22 protein-coding genes are annotated in these 23,909 nt (G+C 44.0%); 12 read left to right on the forward strand and 10 right to left on the reverse strand.

All coding sequences use genetic code 11. The features are described 5' to 3' along the window. Positions 1–240 precede the first annotated feature (240 nt). From N4J56_RS08140 to N4J56_RS08170, 7 genes are all read right to left on the reverse strand, one after another. Entirely contained in the window at positions 241–1,230 is a 990-nt protein-coding gene (locus tag N4J56_RS08140; protein ID WP_317105999.1) for a methyltransferase domain-containing protein, read from the reverse strand. Positions 1,231–1,403: 173 nt separating this feature from the next. Next, positions 1,404–2,561, reverse strand: coding sequence for a DUF4214 domain-containing protein (locus N4J56_RS08145; protein ID WP_317106000.1), 1,158 nt, complete (start codon positions 2,559–2,561; stop codon positions 1,404–1,406). Beyond that, a complete protein-coding gene (locus tag N4J56_RS08150) occupies positions 2,518–4,884 on the reverse strand; it encodes a glycosyltransferase family 4 protein (protein ID WP_317106001.1) in 2,367 nt (788 codons plus the stop codon). Before N4J56_RS08150 ends, N4J56_RS08145 begins: the two co-directional genes overlap by 44 nt. Beyond that, the gene (locus tag N4J56_RS08155) at positions 4,881–6,422 is read right to left on the reverse strand and encodes a class I SAM-dependent methyltransferase (RefSeq protein WP_317106002.1); all 1,542 of its coding nucleotides are present in this window, start codon (positions 6,420–6,422) and stop codon (positions 4,881–4,883) included. The genes N4J56_RS08150 and N4J56_RS08155 overlap by 4 nt, the downstream gene beginning before the upstream one ends. 59 nt (positions 6,423–6,481) lie before the next feature. Beyond that, complete coding sequence (locus tag N4J56_RS08160) at positions 6,482–7,000, reverse strand: acyltransferase (RefSeq protein ID WP_317106003.1); 519 nt, start codon at positions 6,998–7,000, stop codon at positions 6,482–6,484. 47 nt (positions 7,001–7,047) lie between these two features. Further along, a complete protein-coding gene (locus tag N4J56_RS08165; RefSeq protein WP_317106004.1) occupies positions 7,048–8,427 on the reverse strand; it encodes an ABC transporter ATP-binding protein in 1,380 nt (459 codons plus the stop codon). Between the two features lie 19 nt (positions 8,428–8,446). After that, entirely contained in the window at positions 8,447–9,295 is an 849-nt protein-coding gene (locus N4J56_RS08170) for an ABC transporter permease (RefSeq protein ID WP_410500454.1), read from the reverse strand. 794 nt (positions 9,296–10,089) lie between these two features. Between N4J56_RS08170 and N4J56_RS08175 the strand changes: the two genes are divergently transcribed. The 3 genes from N4J56_RS08175 to chlG all read left to right on the forward strand — a co-directional run bounded on the left by N4J56_RS08175 (position 10,090) and on the right by chlG (position 12,573). Beyond that, the gene (locus N4J56_RS08175; protein WP_039715225.1) at positions 10,090–10,281 is read left to right on the forward strand and encodes a DUF2862 domain-containing protein; all 192 of its coding nucleotides are present in this window, start codon (positions 10,090–10,092) and stop codon (positions 10,279–10,281) included. Between the two features lie 80 nt (positions 10,282–10,361). After that, positions 10,362–11,456 (forward strand): ArsA family ATPase, encoded by a 1,095-nt coding sequence (locus N4J56_RS08180; protein WP_317106007.1) that lies wholly within the window; start codon positions 10,362–10,364, stop codon positions 11,454–11,456. 64 nt (positions 11,457–11,520) lie between these two features. Beyond that, complete coding sequence (chlG, locus tag N4J56_RS08185) at positions 11,521–12,573, forward strand: chlorophyll synthase ChlG (protein ID WP_317106008.1); 1,053 nt, start codon at positions 11,521–11,523, stop codon at positions 12,571–12,573. A gap of 47 nt (positions 12,574–12,620) precedes the next feature. Here chlG and N4J56_RS08190 read toward each other — a convergent pair whose 3' ends face one another. Continuing rightward, entirely contained in the window at positions 12,621–13,166 is a 546-nt protein-coding gene (locus N4J56_RS08190; RefSeq protein ID WP_317106009.1) for a DUF4385 domain-containing protein, read from the reverse strand. Between the two features lie 164 nt (positions 13,167–13,330). Between N4J56_RS08190 and speB the strand changes: the two genes are divergently transcribed. From speB to N4J56_RS08215, 5 genes are all read left to right on the forward strand, one after another. Continuing rightward, positions 13,331–14,248, forward strand: a complete 918-nt coding sequence (gene speB, locus N4J56_RS08195; protein ID WP_410500455.1) for an agmatinase — start codon at positions 13,331–13,333, stop codon at positions 14,246–14,248. Positions 14,249–14,377: 129 nt separating this feature from the next. Next, positions 14,378–14,824: a redoxin domain-containing protein gene (locus tag N4J56_RS08200; protein ID WP_317106011.1), complete on the forward strand. Its 447-nt coding sequence runs from the start codon at positions 14,378–14,380 to the stop codon at positions 14,822–14,824. Between the two features lie 162 nt (positions 14,825–14,986). Next, entirely contained in the window at positions 14,987–15,715 is a 729-nt protein-coding gene (gene pyrH / locus N4J56_RS08205) for a UMP kinase (RefSeq protein WP_041463533.1), read from the forward strand. Continuing rightward, complete coding sequence (gene frr / locus N4J56_RS08210; protein ID WP_317106012.1) at positions 15,702–16,250, forward strand: ribosome recycling factor; 549 nt, start codon at positions 15,702–15,704, stop codon at positions 16,248–16,250. Before pyrH ends, frr begins: the two co-directional genes overlap by 14 nt. Before the next feature lie 148 nt (positions 16,251–16,398). After that, positions 16,399–17,532, forward strand: a complete 1,134-nt coding sequence (locus N4J56_RS08215; protein ID WP_317106013.1) for a geranylgeranyl reductase family protein — start codon at positions 16,399–16,401, stop codon at positions 17,530–17,532. Between the two features lie 81 nt (positions 17,533–17,613). Here N4J56_RS08215 and N4J56_RS08220 read toward each other — a convergent pair whose 3' ends face one another. Next, on the reverse strand, positions 17,614–18,399 hold the full coding sequence (locus N4J56_RS08220) for an RDD family protein (protein WP_317106014.1): 786 nt from the start codon (positions 18,397–18,399) through the stop codon (positions 17,614–17,616). A gap of 49 nt (positions 18,400–18,448) precedes the next feature. Further along, a complete protein-coding gene (locus tag N4J56_RS08225; RefSeq protein ID WP_317106015.1) occupies positions 18,449–19,261 on the reverse strand; it encodes a DUF975 domain-containing protein in 813 nt (270 codons plus the stop codon). 123 nt (positions 19,262–19,384) lie between these two features. Between N4J56_RS08225 and N4J56_RS08230 the strand changes: the two genes are divergently transcribed. The 4 genes from N4J56_RS08230 (at position 19,385) to N4J56_RS08245 (ending at position 23,861) form a co-directional block, all read left to right on the forward strand. Continuing rightward, on the forward strand, positions 19,385–20,344 hold the full coding sequence (locus N4J56_RS08230; protein WP_317106016.1) for a stage II sporulation protein M: 960 nt from the start codon (positions 19,385–19,387) through the stop codon (positions 20,342–20,344). 147 nt (positions 20,345–20,491) lie between these two features. Beyond that, positions 20,492–22,495, forward strand: a complete 2,004-nt coding sequence (locus tag N4J56_RS08235; protein WP_317106017.1) for an amylo-alpha-1,6-glucosidase — start codon at positions 20,492–20,494, stop codon at positions 22,493–22,495. Next, complete coding sequence (locus N4J56_RS08240; RefSeq protein ID WP_317106018.1) at positions 22,479–22,610, forward strand: hypothetical protein; 132 nt, start codon at positions 22,479–22,481, stop codon at positions 22,608–22,610. The genes N4J56_RS08235 and N4J56_RS08240 overlap by 17 nt, the downstream gene beginning before the upstream one ends. Positions 22,611–22,796: 186 nt before the next feature. Beyond that, entirely contained in the window at positions 22,797–23,861 is a 1,065-nt protein-coding gene (locus tag N4J56_RS08245; RefSeq protein WP_317106019.1) for a hypothetical protein, read from the forward strand. Positions 23,862–23,909: the final 48 nt, after the last annotated feature.

A 23,909-nucleotide genomic window follows, 5' to 3' on the forward strand; every position in this document is an offset into this window, starting at 1 on the left:
ACACCACACTACACTAGACTACGTGTCTAAACTTTTATAAAGTTTCAGACAATATACATTCATCGCGATCGTCTTGACAACCGCTATTTGTTGTCAATATCTACAAATATGTCGAGTTACTGAGCGCCAGCATTAGCAAATCCACTGACTCTCTCTTACACCATTGTTTAGCGTCAAGTATGCCTTTCTGTCTTTATAGATGGAACGCATAAAGTATCTTGCGATCGCATCTTTAGCTGTCTAAATATCGCAACTTCGCATACAGCACAAATAGAAACAGTAAGACTTTTCTGGTTTATCGTTCAAAGCCTCACCACTAATAGCCTCTTCACAAAAATGTTTCATATCCAAGTTCTTATCGATAGTTTTAGACAGCTCGATCAGACCTTTTGTTTCAACAATCTTGAAATTGTGCCTCTCTAAAATTTGGCACAAGTCACTGTAAAAATATTCAATTTTGTGTTCTGGATGAATATAACCTTTAGGACACTGTATTTGAGTCGCAGAGCGATTTGGAGTATCCAGCGCCAGCTTCCCCCCGGGTTTCAACAACTTGTATGCTTGAGCAAACACTTTTTCAGCCTCTTCTGTAGTTACGTGTTCTATCGATTGTCCCGACCAAATTAAATCGAAAGAACCTTCCTCAAATGAGGATAGGTCGCTCATGCTGGTATAGACATAATTAATGTCGCAACTTTTGTATCTAATCTGTTGTGTCAACTCAGGAGCTTTTAGCATCCTTTCATCGGGAGGTAAGTCGGCAATATATATTTTTTCTGGTAGATATGGATAACCGAAGCTTAACAAAGCACCGCGATCGTCATCAGTAGAAGCTCCTCCCAAGTCTAGAATGACTTTTGCTTCTGGAAGCACTGTTCTAATCAGTTTAAACCTAGCATGATGAAGCTTAGCATTTAGCAAGTGCCAATAGTCTTTACTACCCAATGGACGTAGTTGAAATTCAACAGAATCGATTAACATTCTGACTAAAGCAGTTCGACTCAAACCCGTTTCAAGCACGTTCAACCAGGTGACTAACCCAGCTGAGTCAATTTCGCGTTCAAATATAACTTTATATGCCATCCTCAAATAGCTCTCGTCAGAAATCGTCTCCATCTCATGCAAGCTTTCATGAGAGCGGTTTTGGTTTTCTAATTCGTGAACAAGCTTTTTAACGATTGTTTTTACAGAAGTGGGAGCTACTTTGGCAAAAATGTTTTTGGCATTCATTTCGCTAGGTTTTAGTTTTAAAATTTCAGATGATTCTTTCAGAAACGATGGTTTTTGTTATCTACCTTAAAGCAGATATTACATTATTCTTGACTATGAAATACTGACGATACAAAAGTCTAATAAGAGGAGCAGTTACGCTCCTCTTATTCATAGTAAGTTTCTTGTTGAACTCACAAAACTTTTGACGATCGCGAACTAATCCGATCGGCGATCGCTTCTGTTTTTTGCCGCTCTCCATGTTTAGAAAAAACAAAGTATGACTTTCTCGCGATCGATGTTTTTTCCATATAAACATCATACTTTTTGTGCAGGACTTTTTCAACTTCAACTTCTCGTTGAAAACCATGCTGCTCGAATTGTTTTACCCACCAGTGCCAATCAGCCCAAATTAAATGTCCGTTTATCGGATAGCCATCTTTATCGACGTGAAGCAGGGTAAAAGGTTTTTCTCGCGCAATATCCTGTTCCCACTCTTTGATATAAATAGGAAAAACCGTACCAAAGATTGGATCGTCACCAAATGCCGGAATATTGCCAAATAAATAGCCCCCATCAACTAATATTCGATCTATGCGATCGAGATAGTCGTGCAGTTTGTTGGGATTTAAGTGTTCAAATATATCCAAACCAAAAATTAAGTCGTATTTTTCCGAAAGCTCTAGTTCTAACAAGTCGCCATGATGGATATTCTGCTTGATGTCAGGAAAAGCTTTATCAATTGCCATCGAGCTAATTTCTATTCCTTCGCAATGGATGTTCATCTCATGCAAACATTGCAGAATAGTCCCATTAGCACAGCCTATTTCCAAAGCTCTTTTTGGTTGAAAGGCTGACATAATTTCAGCCATGACTTTCTTATCTTTATCAATTCTAAATCCCCATACACCAGGTTTTTCATAATAACCGTGTTTGAGGATCATGGCTTCTAGCCAATCAAAATCATCTGGAGTTTCTACAGAAAATACTAAAGCATTATTAGGTTGTAAAAGATCTTCTACTGCATAGTAGTTGTTCGGTCTAAGTTCTCGTAAATTTTGAATCCTAATATTTTCCTTTAAAACTTTGTTAATAAACTCATCCGACTGAACTAAACTCATGAGTACGTCGGTTCTGCTGTAGCCCGTTTGGAGGAGCTTAATGTAATGTTTTAACCCATCTTCATCAGCTTCTCGTCCTAAAAGTTTGCGATAAGCATCTACTAAAAATTCCCGATCTGATAAAGTTTCTGACTCTGAGGTGGAGCGCTTAGTTGAGAGCGAATCAGAGATTTTCCCAATTGTTTTGCTAGCTCTGCTTGAGAGATTTAATAGTTGACTCAGATAGCTCATGACTACAATTCTCCTCCATCATTAGAACAATTTTATTTAACTTTTCAATAACTGCGGGAGGCGAAAACTTGTTTCGCTGTTGGCGCTGAGCAGTTATCACTTTTTCTCTCAGCGATATATCTTTAACAAGAATCTTTGCCAGTGCTGCGATTTCAACAAAGTTTTCCTTATTGGTAAACATGAGTCCAGCTTTACCTAATGTCTCAGGAATCGCACTGCTTTTATACGCCAGAATCGGCACGTCAAACCACATCGCTTCGACTAAGGGAACGCAAAATCCTTCATGTTCGCTCATCGACCAAAATAGGTGAGCAGTACGATAAAAGGCTAAGAGTTGGGCATCGTTGACTTGCCCGGGAATCATCACGTAGTTTGTTACATGCAACCGATGCATTAGGTTAGTAACGTGGTGATAGTATGGATCGTTGATGTCGCCGCCACCAATGAGAATCAATCTTGCCTCTCGATCCATTGTCAAGTAATGGGCAAAAGCTTCTAGAAGGTGGTCTTGGCGCTTGTGAGGCGAGACGCGCCCGACAAAGAGGAGATTAGTTTTACCATCCTGTAACTGCTGCATCAACTCTGGATCTGCTGCCATATCCCACTTTTTTGGGTCTATAGGTATGGGCAGTACACCTGGTGCGGTAAATCCAGATTCCGCGAGTTCAGAGGCGTTATATCTGGAAACTCCGACTGAGAGGGGGAAGTGTTGGGCAAGTTGGTTTAATTCAGCCCGACCTTGTTCTAGTAATTGGGCAACGTCGGGGCGATACGACCGGAAAAACTCAGCAGGCGTGATGTTGTGATAGATGAGGCACTTAGTCCCGGGGTGAGCGATCGCATATTCTGTCACTTCGCAGCCAATCGAGTGATGGTAAATCAATCCAGCATGTTGACCGATACTTTTAGCATGAGGTCTTTTGGCTTCGTGAGCGGCGCGTGGGTCTAAATGTTCGGCAAAAATTTCTGATTTGTAACCAAGGGCTTGTAAATAGTTTCTAATCCACCTAGCATGGTTAGAAATGGCATCCCCGTAAGAAAAACCAGCCATCAGTTGATGAATTTCTTTCAATCTCTGTTGTGGCTGTGGGAAAGTGGTTGGAACAGTTGCCAGTCCTAAAATAGTTTCATAGCGATCGATGACTCCATCCCAACTAGCATTTTTCTTAGCATAGTTTTGACCGTTTGTACCGTATTCTGCTAGCTGTTCCATGCCAGCGCGATCGATTTGGGCAAACATCTGTGCCCATTCAATTTCTGTTGCTGCTAGCCAACCTCCCCGCGCGCTCTTGACAGCGCTTGCGGTTGCCAAGCAATCTTGATGTACGACTACGGGTCGTCCGTAGAACCAAGCTTCCATCATGACGCGAGAGTAACTTTCATTCCGACTGGGTTGAAATAAAGCCAAGCAGTTTGCTAGTAGTGCTTCTTTCTCGCTTTCTGACACTACACCAAGGTCAGTTAACCCTGGCGCAGCGTCGTGAAATGATGTTTCTCCCGAACCAGCTAAAATCAATTGCAAACTAGAGTTTGGATACTTCTGCTTGAAAATAGCATAAGCTCTGACTAAGAAATCTGTATTTTTTGTTGCATCTCGGCGACCGAGATAAAGAATATAGCGCTCTTTTTTGAGTCCTAGATTGCCAATGTGAGTTAGAGTCGGATCGTCATGCTGTCCGACTTCTATTCCCTCTCCAACGACACAACTTTTGGGAATAATCCCAGGACCGTATAACTTTCTGGCAAGTTGCTCTTCACCTTCGCTATTGAATAACAATCCGCGAGCTAGGTGAAACATCTGCTCGACTTGCGGCAAATAAGCATAAGCTTCGTCATGCAAACAGGGTTGTAAAAAAGCGCGATCGGCAACAAGTGACAGTCCATTTAAAATTGGACCGTACAGATAGGGGATGAATAAAAATGCTTGATATTGATGGTGATGAGTTTTGAGAAAGTGTAGTAGTTGAGGAGAACTAATACTCTCCGCGCAAAATATTGCTGCATCATCTAAGCTGACTGGACTAACTCCTGGTTTGAGCTGCGCAGTCGGTACTCTCAGCATGAGATGATTGACTTGATTGAAAGCATCGTGGTCGGTGCGGACGACCTTGAAGCGACGAATTGCAATCCCTTCCTCTTGACTCAATCCAGGCTTGTGATGATTTTCTGCCCAGTTGCGATCGAAGGCTTGACAGCAAGTCGTTATAATCTCAACTTTGTGTCCTCGTCGCACTAACCGGGAGGCGATCTGCCAAGCTTGTTGTTCTGCGCCGCCTTTTAAAGCTTTACCAAACCAAGGGATTACAATCGCCAGTGGCTTCATACTTTGTATCCAATAAGGGCATAATCACGGGGACCAAAAAACCAGTTATGCAAAATTCGCATTTCTGGCTCTTCGCGATCGAAAGGACTAGATTCTACTGGGTTTAAGTGTAGGAGTTGAACGTTATGCAAGCCTTGATAAGAAAACAAGAATTGCATACTTTCTGGGTAGAGGGGTCTTTGGTGAGTTGGATCGGAATAAAAGTCACAAGCACCTACGAGTAAATTTTGCGGATTTGGCGTTTCAAAAATAGCGATTCCATTTGGTTGCAGAACTCGCAAGACTTCTGTAATTAAATTGAGCAACTGCGCAAAAGACAAGTGTTCGATAATATGAAAGCCAGTCACGGCTCCCAAGCTATTTTCTGGTAGCGATCGCAAGTAAGTAATGACATCGGCTTCGATCGCCTCCAGTCCCCTAGACTGACATTGTTCGATCGTGACTCGGTTAATATCGAGTCCTTTTGCCGTATATCCATTTTCGCGTAACAGTTCTAGCCATTCACCCCGTCCGCATCCTACATCTAAAATTGGTGCGTCTGGCGTGCCTACGTTGGCTGCGGCAATCTTCGGCAAGTAGACTTTGAGTTTATTCGTAATGTCTTCCCGCGAGCCGCGAAATCGTTCTTCAAACGCGGCATAAAAGGCATCTAGCGAGTGCTGATTTTCATCGACAAAGCTGGTCAAATGCTCTTGACTAAAAGCTCCTGGTAGGCGTTGCCGTGCTTCTTCGAGAAACAGAGTAATCAATCGCTTTTGCTGTGCTAAGTCGTTTTTGAGATAGCTATCGTTTCGGTTGTGACGGTCTTCGATCGCCAGCAAGTGAGCGTCCATGCTACTAATACGAATACCAATACCATTCAATCCTTCTTCAGTCAACTTGAGGCGATCGCTGAATTGCTCTAAGTTGAATTCACTGGCATGGATGCGAGCGCTATTTTGACTGACGCGCTCCTCGCTAGCGTTTAAGCGCTCTCGGTTTTGCTTAACTTGCTCTTGAGTGGCATGAATCTGAGTCACTTGCTCTTGGGTGACGCTATTGAGCCTCTCTCTAATCCGAGTCAGTTGCGATTCGCTCGAACCGAGGCGATCGCCTAATTGAGCTATCCGAGCTTCTGTAGAACTGAGGCGATCGCTTATGCTACTTATTTGAATTTTTAGCTCGGCTATCTGTTCGCTCAGCCGTTGCTCGATCGCCGCTACCTCTCTTAATCCTTGACTGAGAGAAAAATTAACGACGCGCTGCTCTTTCTGGAGAAAGTTGTAAATTTTGAGGCTGTACTTTTTTAACCAACCGACATTAAAGGGAAAGCGATCGAACTTCTTGGGCCAATGAGTGCGAACTTGCGCCTTGAACTCAGCATTACTCGCTAATGCTTCTATGTGGCTGATATTGACAACTTCTTTAGCGATCGCTCCTGTGACATGGCGATCGTGCTGTAATACCGTCAGCAAATCTGGCTGTCGTCGAGAAACTTCCTCTGTAATTTTTTGTTTTAATTCCTCAATATTTATTTCTGGATTATTCGCTTCAATCATTGCGGACTAACTCTGAGATTAACCTACTATTTCTAGCTTAATTTTTTTCGATGCAACAACTAATCCGTAGGCATGATTGCTTTGACTATTTTTGCCGGAACCCCTGCCACAATTTGATAGCTGGGAACATCGCCTTTGACAACTGCACCTGCTGCGACTACAGAATGCTTGCCGATTTTGCAAGGACCAATAACTGTAACATTACTAGCTATCCACACTCCCTCCTCGATCGCAATATCATTTCCTTCAGTTGGAAAATCATACATTCTGGCTTTACCGAACTTGTTGTAGTCGTGGGTTCCAGTAATCAAGCTCACGTTATGACCGAAAAAAACATCTTCTCCTATGCATATAGTGCCAGAAGATAAGTTAAATAGAGCATTATTGACCACGCACGATGCTGATAGTTTAAGTCTTTGGGGATCGCCATAAACTAAGTAACGATTTAATTGCACTTGCTCGATGCGTTTTTCTAAATCATCTTGAGCTAGTTTTTGGTTTAAATAACTATCAATTTGTGCTTGCCAATAACCTTGAGATAGTTTTTGATTTAAATAATTATCGACCCACACTTTCATCCAATTTTCTAATCTAGATTTTAAAAATTTACGATTTAAAAAATAATTTAAAAATTTATCGATTGTCCCGTACATGCGAGTTCCTCACATAGTCTGATTTGTCTACCTGCTACTTGAAATACACCATCGACGAAATCATTGACTGCTGCTTGGATGGTCGTCGCATTTTGAATCCAGTCAAGCATCTCTAAATTTTCGTGAGGACCGTCGCCAAAGGCAATATCAAAGGCATAGCTACCTCCGGCGAGGTGGGGCCAAATAAACTCGAACTCGACTGTCGCTTTACCAATTTCCGATTTTGACAACCAGTAATCGGCAAATTCTTTATCTAAAAGTTCGGTACTCCAGCCTGAAAGCACGGTTCGCAGTCGATCTAATAGAGCAATGCCAACGTTTGGTTTTCTGACGATATCGTGTCTAAATGTGGTAATTCTGACTTTAACAATGTCACCTGGATAAACTAATTTGATTGGGCGATCGTTTGCTCCTAATAAACAAACCTCTTCTATTTCTGCTCGTCCTGTACCAAATCTTTCATAATTAGCAAACGATAAAAATTTTTTATTCGTAAAAGGATTGATTTCTTTAATGGTTATTTTCTGAATATCAATATTTTCTTCATTCTGGTTGTTTATAGCTATACTATGGGGAACATCTGGGCGATCGTGGAGGTGTGAAGCAGTACGCTTGTTCACTTCTTCATGTACCCAAGCCTGGTAGTGCTTGCAAACTTCCGCTGGTTTGCCGCCATCGACAACAATCCCTTGATTCATCCAAAGCGCTTTTGTGCAAAGGCGCGAGACTGCCCCCACATCGTGAGATACATATAAAATCGTCCCACCACTATCTTGAAATTCCCGAATTTTTGCCATACACCGATGTACGAACACGCCGTCTCCTACAGCTAGTGCTTCATCCACAATTAAAATTTCGGGATTGACATTAATCGCGACAGCAAAAGCTAAGCGGACAAACATGCCACTAGAATAGGTTTTGACGGGTTGTTCCATAAACTCGCCAATCTCTGCAAAAGAGACAATCTCATCAAACTTAGCTTCTATTTCTGTTCTACTTAAACCTAAGATCTGTCCGTTGAAAAAGACATTTTGCCGTCCGGTAAACTCTGGATTAAACCCACTCCCTAACTCAAGTAAAGCTGAAACTCGACCGCTAACATATACTTCACCTGTTGTAGGTGTTAGCGTTCCAGCAATAACTTGCAATAACGTACTTTTACCAGACCCATTTTGACCGATAATTCCTACGGTTTCCCCCTTTGTTACCTCTAGGCTGATATCTTTCAACGCCCAGAATTCCTGGGCGCGGCTCTTGCCAGGTAATAAAATCTCTTTAAGTCGATCTATCGGGCGATTGTAACACCTGTAGCACTTCGAGACCTGTTTTACGGAAATTGCAATCTCACTCATCACACGCTGCTAGGCAAAACTAGAGGACATCGGCAAAAGCTGGACGTAACTTCTTGTATACCCAAAAGCCACCTGCGAACACAACTATAGAAACTATGCCAGCAATTGCCCACTCTCCCCAATGCTTTACTTCTCCCACTAACACCAAGCCTCGATAAGTTTCCGCGATCGTTGCCATTGGATTTAACCAGAATACCCAATCCCTAATTTGAGGTGGAATGAGAGATTCGGGATAAACAATTGGTGCTAAATACAACCAGATATTTAAAATAACTGCTAGGGTTTGAGGAATGTCTCGCAAAAATACTGTGAGTCCTGCGGCGATATATGCCAGTCCTGATGTAAATAGTATTTGAGTCAGCCAGAGTAGAGGTAGCAGCAAAAGCGTGATGTGGATCGTTTTTGTGGTTACTGCTACTAGAAAAATCAATGCCATTAAACCAAACGTGCTTTCAACAAATGCAGATAGCACCGGTACTAAAGGCAAGAGAGACAAAGGAAAAACAACTTTCTTAACTAGATTAGTATTGTTTACAACTGAGTTTGAAGACTGTAATAATCCGTTAGTAAAAGCTATCCAAGGCAACAATCCAGCAAACAGCCACAAACCAAATGTCAAGCTATTATTTTCTGGTAGTCCTTTTAAGTTAAGTCTGACCTTCATCACAATTGAAAATACATAAGTGTAAATTAGTAATTGTGACAGTTGGTTTAACAAGGGCCATATATTCCCTAGAATCGATCCTTTATACCGTGCTTCTAGATCGCGCTGTACTAGAGTTCTCAGGAGGTAGAGTTTTGTCCATAGTTGAGGCTTAACTAACAGCGATCGCTTCAGCTCTTTAACTAGATTTTTAACTAGATGAATAACTTCTTTTACCGAACGTCGATGAATGCCCCCTTGTAACAAGCCCGTAGCGATCGGTAGGAGTCCTACTACGATAAGGGCAATCCTAATCTGGCGTAATAGAGGCGCATTAATTAGATCGAAGTAGCCTAACATGCCGATCGCGAGAGCGATTGCGATCGCAATTTTGCCGCTTGCCAGCAAAACATGGCTTTTTTTCCTGCTAGCAATTGGCGGGAGAAGGAGCAAATAACCTCCCCTGTAGGCTAAAGTCGCCTCTAGTAAGATAGCTATTCCTAGAATCAAACCGAGCAGTGGAGTTAGCATTAAACCCAAGCTATAGGAGTTTTAAGAACAGTACTATAAAAAATCTGCTTGACAACAACATTCAGCCTTTAGATTGCGTTAGTTACGCTCAAAGCAAAAGTTGCCTTCGCTGCGATCGTTTCGATGACTAACGAATAAGACCAAATGAAGCATGAATTAGTTTCCCACAAAAAGTTACAAGATACTCTTTCACACCGCCGTTTTAAAGTCAAGTCAGTTGTCAGGGGGCAGGGAGCGCTTCGGTGCAGGGAGCAGTGAAGAAAGGGTGTGGGGAATTGGTAATGGGTAATGGGTAATGGGTAGTTGCTCCCTTGTCTCCCTTGTCTCCCTTGTCTCCCTTGTCTCCCTTGTCTCCCTTGTCTCCCTTGTCTCCCTTGTCCTTCCCTGCTCCCTACTCCCTACTCCCTACTCCCTACTCCCCCATGTCCCAGAAAGCGCCGAATTTCAGCTACACTGATTCATGGTTCGTGACGAATTGCAGTACTGGAATGGAAATCGGACAGAAAGTTAAAGTATATCGCCTGAGAGACAGAGTATCTCCCCCCGTTGTCAAGCGACTCGGACAAGTCGGTACAGTCAAGGGTTTTAAAATGACTGACGGTAGCGGCGTTGGTGTTGTAGTGCAGTTTGATGACAACTTTAGCACTTGGTTTTTTGAAGACGAAATTAAACCTACGTGACTGGGAAGATGTCTGGAAGGGTTTTCGTGAGGGAAACTTGACCAAACATAAATTATTTGCACTCATCAGGAAAGCAAACAATGCCCCTCATTTTGACATTTTTGGGCAAGGGTGGGACTGGACGCACGACGATCGCGATCGCAACTGCCAAGCGTCTAGCCAGCCAAGGACAGCGCGTTCTATTGGCAACGGATGACAATCAACCAGGATTAGGGCTGTTATTAGATACGTCCCTAGCGACTGAACCCCAAGAAGTGGCGACAAATCTTCAAGTCGTCCAGTTAAAAACTTCGACTTTGTTGGAACGCAACTGGGATGAGGTGAAAAAGCTAGAGGCGCAATATCTTCGCACGCCCATAATTAAGGATGTCTACGGACAAGAATTGGTCGTGCTACCAGGAATGGATAAAGCCTTGGTACTTAACGCTTTGCGAGAGTACGATGCTAGTGGCAAGTATGACGCGATCGTTTTCGACGGTAGCGGCGACTCGTCGATGCTGCGGGTATTAGGGATGCCAGAAAGTCTCAGTTGGTATGCGCGTCGCTTTGGGAAGTTGTTGACAGATTCCGACTTGGGGAGGACGGTATCGCCGTTTCTCCAGCCCCTCCTAGCCAGTATCTTTAATGTCAGTTGGAGTGGTGATAACTTCTCCCAACCGACGAGTAAAGTTACGAACATCCTAGAGCAGGGAAAAGCTGCCCTTGCCGATCCCAAACGCCTTGCTGCTTATTTAGTCGTGAATGACAATCCGGCAAGTATAGCAACGGCACGTTATTTATGGGGGAGTTCTCAGCTGATTGGTTTAACCATAGCAGGTGCGATCGCCAATCAAACAACTGCGACAGAAGCCCTCAAATCTGAGTTTTCGCCTTTGCCAGTCAGTAGCATTCCGACTGCGACTCCTGGCGAGTGGCAACCCCTCATGGAGGCTCTACCAGATTTTACCCAACCCGCACCAGCTCCCAAACCCCTAGAAATTGACGTAGCAGCGCGTCAAGTTCGCGTCTTTTTGCCAGGATTTGATAAAAAGCAAGTCAAGCTGACTCAATCGGGCGGTGAAATTACCATAGAAGCAGGCGATCATCGTCGCAATATTATCCTTCCCCCAGGTTTGAGCGGCAAAACTGTAACTGGTGCAAAATTCCAGCAGGGCTATTTGATCGTATCTTTGTAATTATGAGTAATAAGGGCGCACGGCTGTGCGCCCTTATTACCACAATTCCCTACTCCCTAGTGTTATGTCAGATCCAACTCCCTCTTCTGCGTTTCCAAATAGTAATTCAGAGCAGGCTGCTGAGCAAATTGGGTCTGCTACCAATCCTGTTGCTAGTTTACAAAGCGATCGCAGTGGCAGAACCAGGCAACTGCTAGGCATGAAAGGTGCAAGTCCTGGCGAAAGTTCAATTTGGAAAATTCGCCTGCAATTGATGAAGCCGATTACCTGGATTCCCTTGATGTGGGGTGTCATTTGTGGGGCGGCTTCTTCAGGAAAATATACATGGACGCTGGAACATGTCTTAATTGCCGCTGCTGCTATGTTACTAGCGGGACCGCTGTTGACGGGTTATACCCAAACCCTAAATGATTTCTACGATCGCGAAATCGACGCAATCAACGAACCCTATCGTCCGATTCCCTCTGGGGCAATTTCCGTTCCCCAAGTCGTGAGCCAAATTCTCGTGCTGCTGGTGGCTGGTCTGGGAGTTGCTTTTGCTTTAGATCTATGGGCAGGACATCAGTTTCTCACAATTACAGCACTGGCAATTGGTGGTTCTTTCCTAGCGTATATCTATTCAGCTCCACCGCTAAAACTGAAGCAGAATGGTTGGTTAGGTAATTATGCTTTGGGAGCTAGCTATATTGCATTACCCTGGTGGACTGGTCATGCTTTGTTTGGCGATCTCAACTGGACGATCGCAATTTTGACGCTGATCTACAGCATGGCAGGCTTGGGAATTGCCGTGGTGAATGATTTTAAGAGTGTAGAAGGCGATCGCCAATTAGGGTTAAAGTCTCTACCAGTAATGTTTGGTATTTCTACAGCGGCTTGGATTTGCGTTTTGGCGATCGACATTTTTCAGATGGGAATTGCGGCATACTTAGTCAGTATTGGCGAAAACTTGTACGCGACCATTCTCATCTTTTTAGTCATTCCGCAGATCGTATTTCAAGACATGTATTTCTTGCGCGACCCCCTGAAAAATGATGTCAAGTATCAGGCAAGCGCTCAACCATTTTTGGTATTAGGAATGCTCCTGACTGGCTTAGCACTGGGTCATGCTGGAATCTAAAAATTTCAACGTAGGGTGGGCATTGCCCACCTGAATAAAAAAGCATCCTAACTTTCGTACATTTGTTTATGCTTTGCCATTAACTGTAAGTACCTCTCATTTGTTTTAGCTTGTACCCACTTTTCTTTGAAAATTGCCGCAGACTCAGCTTTGATTGGATCGACTTCATAAGGTAAAATATCTTTTCTTGCCTGAAGCTGTGCGTCTGGAGAAGTAATTTTTTGAGGATTAGTTTTATATTTTCTCCCACTTTTATGATTTGCATAACGACGCGATCGCGTGTAGCCCATTTGTAAAAACTTTCGCGCCATATCCGCACCAACAAAATCATCTGCTGCTAAATAATTTAGAAATAATTCATATATTTTTTGGCTGGATTCTCTAGCAATATGGGGAGTTTTGAATCGCCAGTGCGGTAAGATTTCTGATTTATATGGTTCAACTAAAAGAACTCCTTGTTCGCCTTTACCCACTCGATATAACTCTGGATGCTGGCGAAAATCAATGGTTTTAAAATCTAGAGAATAATCGAAAGCAGTCATATTTCGGTTTTTATAAATGACTTCATGTAAGTTATAGCTGCCATGTGTCATTTGTCATGAGTCATTAGTAAGGCATGGCGTTGCTCTAGCTAAAGCTAAGTTTAGCTCGACCTTCAGTGCAGCTAACTCAGATACGCTTCAGTCGCTCTCTCAGATCGCTACTTTTATCAGGAGTGTGTCAGGATTGTGATGTTGCAATTCCTCGATCGCCGTTTATGCTAACTCAAACAGATACTTCTGTCATTCCCTTTCTCGGTGCTGATGTTGCAGCAAGTTACGATGCTGCTAAAGTCGTTATCCTACCAATTCCCTACGAAGCAACCACAACCTATCGCCGTGGTTGTGAAAATGGTCCCGATGCAATTCTAGAAGCTTCTCAGCAAGTGGAATACTACGATGAAGAACTCGACTGGGAGATCGGCTGCGATGTCGGTATTTATACGTACTCTTCAATTGCGGATACTCGCGATCGCCAAGTCTCAGCAATAGAAATGCTCGCAGTCACTCAGGAAACGGTTTACAAACTAGTTCGGGACAATAAATTTGCGATCGCTTTGGGTGGCGAACATAGCATTACGACAGGCGTTGTCGAGGCATATCGCCAAGCATATCCAGACGAATCTTTTACTATAGTGCAAATTGACGCTCACGGCGATCTGCGTCATGAATATGAAGGCTCGATCCACAATCATGCTTGCATCATGCGGCGAGTGGTTGATATGGGTTTACCAACCGTCCAAATTGGGATTCGAGCAATTTGCAAAGAAGAAGCCGAACTGATTAAAGCGAAAAATCTAACTGTATTCCGCGCCAGAGAAATTGCTAACCAACCCGATTGGATCGAACAAGCGATCGCGTCTATTCCAACTCAAAAAGTCTTTTTGACTATCGATCTAGACGGTATCGATCCAACTTTGATTCCAGGGGTTGGTACTCCCGAACCAGGCGGCTTGAATTGGTATGCTTTACTTTCCTTCTTGAGAAAAGTTATTGAAAAACATCAAGTTCTTGGCATGGATATTATGGAATTAGCGCCAGTTACCGACTCAGTAGTTTCACAGTTTACGGCAGCGAAACTAGCGTATAAACTAATCGGTTATCAAGCGTTAGTTCAGGGCTGGAAAAGTACTTAATTTTTTGTCATTTATCGTCGGTCATTGGTTAATCGATCGCGTCGATTGCCAATGACTAATGAAAAGCGATCGATGACGAATAATCAATGGTTTTGAGTTAAACATAAGATATATTCCTATTCCTAACATATGACTATTCAAACTAACATTCAACCTCCTAAAGTGCGCTATGCACCTGATTTTGAACTAAGAGGTATAGATGCTCAAGTCCACCACCTAGCTCGTTATTTAGAAAAATTTCAAGCTGTGGGTGTTGTATTTATGAGTCATCATTGCGATTACGTGCAGTCATATATTGAAAGATTAAAAACAATCCAAATAGAATTGCAAGACCGAGGTTTTACTTTAATTGGGATTAATGCTAATCAGGATCTCGAAGATCGTTTCGAGCAGATGAAAAACTTTGCCAACTACTATCAACTGAATTTTCCCTATCTCTGGGACTCGACGAGAGACGTAACGGAAAGTTTCGGGGCAAAAACTACACCAATGTCTTTTTTGATCGATACCGAAGGCTGCATTCGCTACCAAGGGGCGATCGACGATCGCCCCGCAGAACCAGCAGCAGTAAAATAGCCTTATTTACGCAAAGCTATTTTGGAATTGCTACAAGGACAACCCATTTCAATTGCTGCTACAGAGACCATTGGCTGCGCCCTGCAATGGGGAAACTAGAGACAGAGTTGCCCTCTACTGCTATCTTTAATGGGAGGCGAATATGAATTAAATTTCAGTTGTATGTTGAAACCTTACAAACGAGTTTTGCTTAAGCTCAGTGGCGAAGCTCTGATGGGTAACTTGGGTTATGGGATTGACCCAGGTGTAGTCGAAGGAATCGCAGGTGAAATCGCAGAAGTTGTTGCCCTCGGCGTGCAAGTCGCTGTTGTCGTAGGTGGTGGCAACATTTTTCGCGGTGTCAAAGCATCCGCATCTGGTATGGATCGAGCTACCGCTGACTATATCGGGATGATTGCTACCGTGATGAATTCCCTGACGTTGCAAGATTCGTTGGAACGTAACGGGGTACAGACGCGGGTACAAACAGCGATCGCCATGCAAGAAGTTGCAGAACCTTATATTCGCCGTCGCGCCATCCGCCATTTAGAAAAAGGCAGGGTGGTGATTTTTGGTGCAGGTTCGGGTAATCCTTTCTTTACTACCGATACGACTGCTGCTTTGAGAGCGGCAGAGATAGATGCTGAGGTAATTTTTAAAGCAACGAAGGTAGACGGGGTTTACGATGCCGATCCGCAGCTCAATCCAAACGCAAAACGCTATCAAAGCTTGACATACGGTCATGTCTTGGCTCAAGACTTACGGGTAATGGATAGTACCGCGATCGCCTTGTGCAAAGAGAACAACATCCCTATTCTGGTATTTGACCTCACGGTGAGAGGTAATATTCGCCGCGCTGTGATAGGAGAATCTATAGGGACGCTTGTGGGAGGTTTCTGTGAAGTTAGCTGAAGCTGAAAGTACAATGCAAAAAACCGTTGAGGCAACTCAACGATCTTTTAATACTATCCGTACTGGTCGTGCTAATGCCAGTCTGCTCGACCGAGTTATGGTGGAATACTACGGTTCCCCTACATCTTTAAAATCGCTAGCTAGCATTAGTACCCCTGATGCAACTACAATTACGATTCAACCTTTCGATCGCAGTACTCTGAATTCGATTGAAAAAGCTATTTCCATGTCAGATGTGGGGTTAACTCCTAATAATGACGGTTCGACGATCCGATTAAATATTCCGCCACTGACTAGCGAACGCCGCAAGGAATTTATCAAACTGGCGGCGAAGTATGCTGAAGAGGGTAAGGTTGCCATTCGTAATATTCGCCGCGATGCGCTGGAGACGATTCGCAAGCAAGAGAAAAGTAGTGAAGTGACTGAGGACGAAGCGCGAGATCTACAAGATCGATTGCAAAAGTTGACCAATAAGTATATCGAGCGCATTGAGGAGTTGCTAGCAGAGAAGGACAAAGAGATTTCAACCGTGTAGCCTCGAACAGACCAGTACAGCCTGGTCTGGCTACTTATTTTTATTTTTATGTGAGTTTTTGTATGGGAAGCGGGCAAAATTAGGTAAAGTTTTGTAAGGCTATCCGCCTTGATGTAGAGAAAACCCATAGGAGTTAAACTGTAGTCTTATGTACGATTGCATCATCGTTGGTGCTGGTCCGGGTGGAGGATCGGCAGCCTATCATCTAGCGAAACAGGGGCGTTCGGTTTTAGTCCTAGAGAAAGAATCGCTACCACGCTATAAACCTTGTGGGGGAGGCGTATCGCCTGAAGTTGCCAAATGGTTTGATTTTGATTTTTCTCCAGCGATTTCGGTAAAAGTTAATACCATTCGCTACACCTGGAAAATGGACGACCCCGTACAGGCTGAGTTACGCACGCCAGAACCGATGTGGATGGTGCGACGGGACGTATTCGACCACTTCTTAGTTCAACAGGCACAAAAACAAGGGGCAGAACTGCAGGATAGTACGGAAGTTAACGGGATCGAATTTAAAGGCGATCGCTGGTACGTCAAAACTGCAAACCAAGTGTTTGAAGGACGTTATCTGATTGCAGCTGACGGCGCAAAAGGACCAATGGCGAAGTGGCTGGGCTTCAAAGAACGCAAGCGCCGCTTGGGTGGTGCTTTAGAAGCAGAAGCCCCCGCCAAGGTGGATGATAGTAACATCGCCCACTTTGAATTCGGTATGGTTAAAAACGGCTATATCTGGAATTTCCCCAAAGCTGACGGCTATTCCATTGGGATTGGCACGTTTCGAGGTGGAGAAGGACAGGACTTTAAGCAAATTTTGAGCGAATATGCCACTCTATTTGGCATTGATGTCAAGACTTGCAGACAATACGGTCATCCTCTCTGTTTGTGGGATGGAACGCAAAAGCTACATACTCAAAATGCCATTCTTGCAGGGGAAGCGGCTTGTGTCGTCGATCCATTCACCGCTGAGGGTATTCGCCCCTCAATCTTTACCGGAGTGAAAGCCGCAGCCGCGATCGATCGCGCGCTTGCAGGCGATATCAATGCCTTAGAACAATATACCGATACCATCAACGAAGAATGGGGCAGCGATATGGCTTGGGCGCAAAAACTAGCAGGTGTATTTTACCGCATTCCTGGTATTGGCTATAAAGTTGGTGTCAAGCGCCCCTCTGCGACTCAGCGCATGGGACAAATTTTGTGTGGCGAGTTAAGTTATGGCGATGTAGCAAATCGTGCCTTAAAGCGTCTCAGTGGTAGCCTGATCCCTGGGATGGGTGGTTAACATTTTTATTTAGAGACGTTGTCATCCAAATTCAGAAATTAACCGGGCGATCTACAAGTAGGGGCGCACAGCTGTGCGCCCCTAATGACGATCCTGCTGGTATGCTAGATACACTGCTTCCAAAAATGTATCAGGCTTGACGGCTTGAGGTAATTTTTCCAGGGCAATAATTTTTTTGGTTTGTTTGGCAAGTTCTAAACTCAGTTTCTCTTGAGCCTGTTTGGACATTGCCTTGCGTCTTTGCAAATATTCGCGAATCACGGCAAAATCATCGGGTAGAAGCTGGGAAAAATCGGCTTCAGATTGCACCAATTGCAACATCAGATCGTGGGCTGAATCGGTAATAGGAAAGTTTGCAGATGTATGGGAAGTTTCGGTTTGAATCACAATTGTACCTGCAACTAAATCGCCTAAGCGTTTCTCGCGCCGACCGAACATAATTAAAAATGCACCGAGAAACAAGATATCGTCGAAAGGTCGCAGTAGCGATCGCAATATTGCTTGTTGAATGCTGACAAGTCTACCATCATCTCTGACAACGCGAATTTTAGCAAAACGTTTGCCTGGGGTTTGTCCTTGCCATAAAGTTTCAAATAGGACAAAATAACCCGTGTATAAAAAGAATGTTACTAAAAAGGCGATCGCTAGCATCCATAAGCCAACATCTGTATTCCGAAATATTTGATTCCAGGCTTCTACAACTTGATAAGCAATAAAACTCCAAATAAATAGAAATCCAACTATAAGAAAAGTTAGAATATGGTAGTCTATTAGCAATGCCCAGGCGCGGCTACCAATTCCTGCTAACGTGAATTCTAGTTCGACGCTTTCGGGGGTTTGATGGGTAATGCGGTTGAAGAAGTGCATACTTGGTAGTTGGTGGTTGGTAGTTGTAACTACCTATTACTCAAAATTATTAAATGTCGCGATCGCGTAATTTCAATCCTAGTCCTTCTTTGCGCGTGCGTAAGTCGTAATACACAACAGCTTTAATTGATTGCCAAAGTGGAGTTGTAAACGCGCTAGCTAATAGTACTAAAATAACTCCTACTAAAAGTAGTCCTAAGAATGCAGAGGCATTAAAAGATGTTGTGGCATTGGCAGAAAAAGCTACAAGCAAACCGAAAGCTAGTATGAGAGGGATACTAGATAGAAAGATTAGAGGCAAAGTAATAATTGCTGTAAGTAAAACAATAGCTTGGAGACGCAAAACGTGTCCTTTTGTTAACTTCCAACTACGACTAGCTGCTTTTACATAATCAATATTGTCTTCGATTGCTAATGGTAGCTCAGGAATAAAAAATCGCGAATATACCCAAATGTAAATGATGAGACCAATTAAATATAGCAACGGATAAACAAGAGTTATAAGCACTGTTTCTCTTCCTGGTGTAACTCCTAAAAATCTAATTATCAATGCTTGTATAAACGATATACCGAGATTAGTACCAAAAAGAAGGATATTTACTACAATTTGTGTAAATAGAAAATACCATAATTTATGTTTAATCTGACTGTATGCGCTTTTGACTGCTTCTGGTTGGCTCACTAGTTCACCAAATGCTAATCGCGAAACTTGAGCATTGATTGTGTGGTGTTTAGCCCAACCGTATACAGGAACTAGTAACCATACATATGCTTTTAGTGCTAAAAGAAAATAGGCTCTTAGGTGAGAACGATAAATTCTAATTCCTGCCGTGACGACATTGCCGACACTTAGCGGTTGCATCGAACTAGAAGAACTAAACTGGGACATAATATTATTTTCCCTAATGTAAGGGTAGATATTTATAGTCTGCCCAAATTATTGCAGTTATCTTAAAGTAGCTAGAATCGAGCTAGTTTAAAATTTATGAATGTTCAACGATGGATTGCCCGCCGAGAACCAAACTGGAAGCGTTTAGACACTCTGTTAAGTCAAGTCGAAAAACAGGGGATAAAAACACTTCGCTCTGGTGAAATTAAAGAATTAGCCAGTTTGTATCGCTCTGTAGCCGCAGATTTAGCCCGCGCCCGAACTCAACAAGCTAGTAATATTATTATTCAAAATTTACAATCTTTAACAACTCGTAGCTATAACCAGATCTATCAAGGTTCGCGGCGACAGGAATGGCAAGCAGTACTAGACTTTTATCGCTGGGGTTTCCCAGCCGCAATTCGGCATAATTTTGGTTCTATTGCTTTAGCTACAGCACTCTTTTTATTTGGTGGAATTGTATCTTGGTGGTATGCGTGGCAAGACCCGACATTTCTATCATTAGTCGTACCCGATTATTTGATTAAAAAAGTCCAAGAAGAGCGTCAATTGTGGATGGGTTCAATTGTTGGTGTCGAGCCACTGGCATCTACAAACATTATGACGAATAATATATCTGTTTCTTTCGCTGCTGTCTCTGGGGGAATTACCGCAGGATTATATACAACATTTTTACTAGTTTATAACGGTCTAAGTATAGGAGCAGTTGCAACTTTAGTCGGACAAAATAATTTAGCTTATCCCTTTTGGGCGTTTGTATTTCCCCACGGTGCTTTAGAGTTACCAGCAATATTTTTTGCTGGTGGGGCAGGGTTTTTAATTGCTAGAGCGATTGTATTTCCTGGTAAATATAAACGGGGAGATGCATTAAAATTTTATGGCGCTCAAGCCGCCCAGTTAGTATTGGGAATTATACCAATGTTAGTCATTGCTGGAATCATTGAAGGATTTTTCTCTCCCAATCCAATTGTTCCCTCACCTTTGAAATATTTGGCTGGAATTGGTTTGTTTGCGTTGTTGGTGGTGTATTGTCAGCCGCAGAAATCGCGATCTTGAAAGGCTTTTGTCCTTGTCTCAGCAATTTCTCAACAATTTCTCACCCCTATCCCCTCCCCTAATCCCCATCGACGACGATATATTATGGTTGCGGTGCATACTCAAACATAGTGGCGATCGCGCTTCAGTAGCAAGCAGTAGGTTGATATGGCGATTCAATTTGGGCGGGAAATCTGCGGCAACCTGGATATCGCGGAAACGCGAGAGTGGCTGGTAACGAATGGGATTGGTGGTTATGCCTCTGGTACGGTAGCGGGATTGCTGACTCGACGCTACCACGGATTATTGATCGCAGCCCTCAAACCGCCTTTGGGTCGCACGTTAATGTTAGCGAAGTTAGATGAAACGATTTTATATGGCGATCGCTTCTATCCTTTAAATACGAATCGCTGGCGAGATGGAATTGTCAGCCCTGAAGGTTATTTGTGTGTCGAGCAATTTTCTCTAGAAGGGACAGTCCCCGTCTGGCGTTTTGCCTATGCTGATGCCCTATTGGAAAAGCGGGTATGGATGCAGCAGGGAGCCAATACGACTTACATTCAGTATGCCTCCGTTCGCGCCACTGCACCGCTACAGTTAGGGCTGAAAGCGATGGTCAATTATCGCGACTATCACGGCGTTACTCAAGGTAACAGCTGGCAAATGGCTTTAGATCCAGTCGATCTGGGAATTTGCGTTACCCCCTACCCTGGTGCTACACCCCTTTACTTGCTAGGTGATGGTGCAACAGCAACAATCGTTCACAACTGGTACTATGGCTTTGACTTAGCAGTAGAACGCTACCGAGGACTGAGCGATCGCGAAGACCACTTGCACGCAGCAACTTTTCAAGTCACGCTCAACCCTGGGGAATCTTTTACTTTTGTGGCGAGTACGGAAAGCCAACCAAATTTAGATGGCGCAGCAGCCTTAAAACTGCGTCACACCCAAGAACAAAAGCTACTCGGACAGTGGAAAGCCAGTCGTTCGATCAAAGCCAAAGAACCGCCGCAATGGATACACCAGCTGGTTCTAGCTGCCGACCAGTATATCGTCGAGCGCCCCCTTGCCGACGAACCGCAAGGTAAAACGATTATTGCTGGTTATCCCTGGTTTAGCGACTGGGGACGCGATACAGCAATTGCATTACCAGGATTGACTCTTTGCACGGGGCGATCGGAAATTGCCCGTTACATTCTCCGTACTTTTGCCAAGTACGTTGATCGCGGCACGATTCCCAACCGTTTTCCCGATATGGGGGAAGCACCAGATTACAATACAGCTGATGCGACTTTGTGGTACTTTGAAGCGGTTCGTGCCTATTATAGTGCTACAGAAGATGATGCCCTCATCCAAGAACTATTTCCAGTTTTAGCAGAGATTATCGATTGGCACTGTCGCGGTACGCGCTACAACATCCATCTCGATGCAGCCGACGGACTGCTTTATGCTGGGGAAGAGGGATGGCAGTTAACCTGGATGGATGCCAAAATTGGCGATTGGGTCGTCACACCTCGAATTGGTAAACCAATCGAAATTAACGCACTTTGGTATAATGCCGTGCGGAGTATGGCAAATTTTGCCCGTCGGTTAGGTAAGCCGCACCAGGAGTACGAGGCGATCGCCAACCGCACGCTAGCGAGGTTTTCTCGTTTCTGGAATCAAGATTTAGGCTACTGCTACGACGTACTAGATGGTCCTGATGGCGACGATTCATCCCTACGTCCCAACCAAATTTTTGCTGTCTCCTTACCCTTGGTGGGGGCGCAAGGCATTGCACCTTTACTTAACCCGATGCAGCAAAAAGGTGTAGTCGATGCTTGCGGACAGATGTTATTGACTTCTTTCGGCTTGCGATCGCTTTCTCCCGAACATCCCCAATATCGAGGACGGTATGGTGGCGATCCACTGCAACGAGATAGCGCGTATCATCAGGGGACAACCTGGGGATGGTTAATTGGTGCGTTTGTCTTTGCACATTTGCGCGTTTATAAAAATCCCGTGCAGGCGCGTCAATTTCTCGAACCAATGGCAAATCACCTTTGCGATCGCGGTATTGGTAGTTTAAGCGAAATTTTTGACGGCGATGCGCCCATGACTCCACGCGGCTGCATTGCCCAAGCTTGGACAGTTGCAGAAGTTTTGCGGGCTTGGTTTGCTACGGAAGAATAGGGAGTCGGGAGTCGGGAGTCGGGGAGAAAAGAGCGATCGGGAGCGATCGGAAGCGATCGGGAGCAACTACCAATTACCAATTACCAACAACAGTAGTGGTAAATGTGTAGCTTAACGATCGCTGCGTGATGTTAAAGTAAAGACATTGAAACAATAGCAGCAATATTCACCGATTAATGATGAAGTTCTTGTTCCGCGATCGATCTCGTTCGGCGAACGAGGGCGATCGCGGTTGAGGGCTAGCGGGTGTGTTATTTGTTTACGAATTCCTCACTTTACTGATGAAATGGGGTGCCTTCATATGCTCATCAGCTCAGATATTTCACAAAACCTAACCACTCAACAGCTCGTCAAAATTTGGGCAGAGCGATATCAGCCTCAAATCCCTTTCTCTGCGCAACATCATTTTGCCTCTGAGACTCTACTTCACGTCATTTCGCTGGAGGGCAGACAAGAAACTGTTGCAAAGTTGCATCGATCGCTGATCGAGCTGAACTGCGACTATGCTGCTACTAGAGCGAGCGAGCTGTATGAATTTACTCCATCGACAACCAGTCCGAGTGAAATTGCCAACATCGTGCAGTGTACTGTTGAAATCTACTTAAATCTACTAGAGTTTTACAAGCAGCCATCATACGCTCTGAGCGAGACAGTCCAAGCTGGCAAGGGCGATCTGCGATTGGTTGGCTTGAGTAACACAGACATCATAAAGCTAGCTAGCTTTATAGAACCACTGCTGTTAGAGTATCAAGAGCGTCACCAAATTTCTCATGATTGGGCGAAGCTAGGCTTTCTCACGACTCACTTCAATCTTAGCAATGTGGCGCTATTAGAAAATTTGAATGCTGTCGAGCAAATTTTTGTCAAACCTTACTTCAAGTTTCTAGAAGAGCAGGTAGCGCTGCCGTGGCTGCGCGTTTGCGATGCAGCAAGTAAGCATGATTTTAGTTCGCCTGCATTTCAAGTCGTTCACCACATGCTACCAGAGGTCGAGGCGATCTCTCATCGAGTTTATATGAATCTCTTGCGACAGTTTCCCAAAACCAGCACACGGCGGGGAAGATTGGATCATCCTAGCGTGAAACATTCTTGCATCCGAGACTTAGATATGTTTCAAGCATACTTGTGGCTCTGCGTGTTGCAGGGTAGCTTGGCTCCAATTGAAGATGAGCTGGTGCGTTTGTGTACGATGGTTATGCCACGGGTAGGTGCGACTTGGGAAATGACAGCTGTGTGGAACGTGCTGTTGGTATCAGAGATTATGAATCGCACTTGGATGAGCGAACAGAAATTTCTCAAACCTTACACGAACGGGCTTATACGGGCATTTGAGCGATCGCAAAGTCAGTTTGTTGTAGAATCTTGACCAGGACAATTCACAATTAAAAATTCACAATTAAAGACGCAGTTAATG

The sequence above is a fragment of the Chroococcidiopsis sp. SAG 2025 genome (assembly GCF_032860985.1).
GTDB lineage: Bacteria > Cyanobacteriota > Cyanobacteriia > Cyanobacteriales > Chroococcidiopsidaceae > Chroococcidiopsis.

What these genes read in the sequence shown, in the direction of transcription:
- N4J56_RS08140 (WP_317105999.1), bottom strand. Translation starts at nt 1,230, where the DNA reads ATGAATGCCAAAAACATTTTTGCCAAAGTAGCTCCCACTTCTGTAAAA.
- N4J56_RS08145 (WP_317106000.1), bottom strand. Translation starts at nt 2,561, where the DNA reads ATGAGCTATCTGAGTCAACTATTAAATCTCTCAAGCAGAGCTAGCAAA.
- N4J56_RS08150 (WP_317106001.1), bottom strand. Translation starts at nt 4,884, where the DNA reads ATGAAGCCACTGGCGATTGTAATCCCTTGGTTTGGTAAAGCTTTAAAA.
- N4J56_RS08155 (WP_317106002.1), bottom strand. Translation starts at nt 6,422, where the DNA reads ATGATTGAAGCGAATAATCCAGAAATAAATATTGAGGAATTAAAACAA.
- N4J56_RS08160 (WP_317106003.1), bottom strand. Translation starts at nt 7,000, where the DNA reads ATGAAAGTGTGGGTCGATAATTATTTAAATCAAAAACTATCTCAAGGT.
- N4J56_RS08165 (WP_317106004.1), bottom strand. Translation starts at nt 8,427, where the DNA reads ATGAGTGAGATTGCAATTTCCGTAAAACAGGTCTCGAAGTGCTACAGG.
- N4J56_RS08175 (WP_039715225.1), top strand. Translation starts at nt 10,090, where the DNA reads ATGGAAATCGGACAGAAAGTTAAAGTATATCGCCTGAGAGACAGAGTA.
- N4J56_RS08180 (WP_317106007.1), top strand. Translation starts at nt 10,362, where the DNA reads ATGCCCCTCATTTTGACATTTTTGGGCAAGGGTGGGACTGGACGCACG.
- chlG (WP_317106008.1), top strand. Translation starts at nt 11,521, where the DNA reads ATGTCAGATCCAACTCCCTCTTCTGCGTTTCCAAATAGTAATTCAGAG.
- N4J56_RS08190 (WP_317106009.1), bottom strand. Translation starts at nt 13,166, where the DNA reads ATGACACATGGCAGCTATAACTTACATGAAGTCATTTATAAAAACCGA.
- speB (WP_410500455.1), top strand. Translation starts at nt 13,331, where the DNA reads ATGCTAACTCAAACAGATACTTCTGTCATTCCCTTTCTCGGTGCTGAT.
- N4J56_RS08200 (WP_317106011.1), top strand. Translation starts at nt 14,378, where the DNA reads ATGACTATTCAAACTAACATTCAACCTCCTAAAGTGCGCTATGCACCT.
- pyrH (WP_041463533.1), top strand. Translation starts at nt 14,987, where the DNA reads ATGTTGAAACCTTACAAACGAGTTTTGCTTAAGCTCAGTGGCGAAGCT.
- N4J56_RS08215 (WP_317106013.1), top strand. Translation starts at nt 16,399, where the DNA reads ATGTACGATTGCATCATCGTTGGTGCTGGTCCGGGTGGAGGATCGGCA.
- N4J56_RS08220 (WP_317106014.1), bottom strand. Translation starts at nt 18,399, where the DNA reads ATGCACTTCTTCAACCGCATTACCCATCAAACCCCCGAAAGCGTCGAA.
- N4J56_RS08225 (WP_317106015.1), bottom strand. Translation starts at nt 19,261, where the DNA reads ATGCAACCGCTAAGTGTCGGCAATGTCGTCACGGCAGGAATTAGAATT.
- N4J56_RS08230 (WP_317106016.1), top strand. Translation starts at nt 19,385, where the DNA reads ATGAATGTTCAACGATGGATTGCCCGCCGAGAACCAAACTGGAAGCGT.
- N4J56_RS08235 (WP_317106017.1), top strand. Translation starts at nt 20,492, where the DNA reads ATGGCGATTCAATTTGGGCGGGAAATCTGCGGCAACCTGGATATCGCG.
- N4J56_RS08245 (WP_317106019.1), top strand. Translation starts at nt 22,797, where the DNA reads ATGCTCATCAGCTCAGATATTTCACAAAACCTAACCACTCAACAGCTC.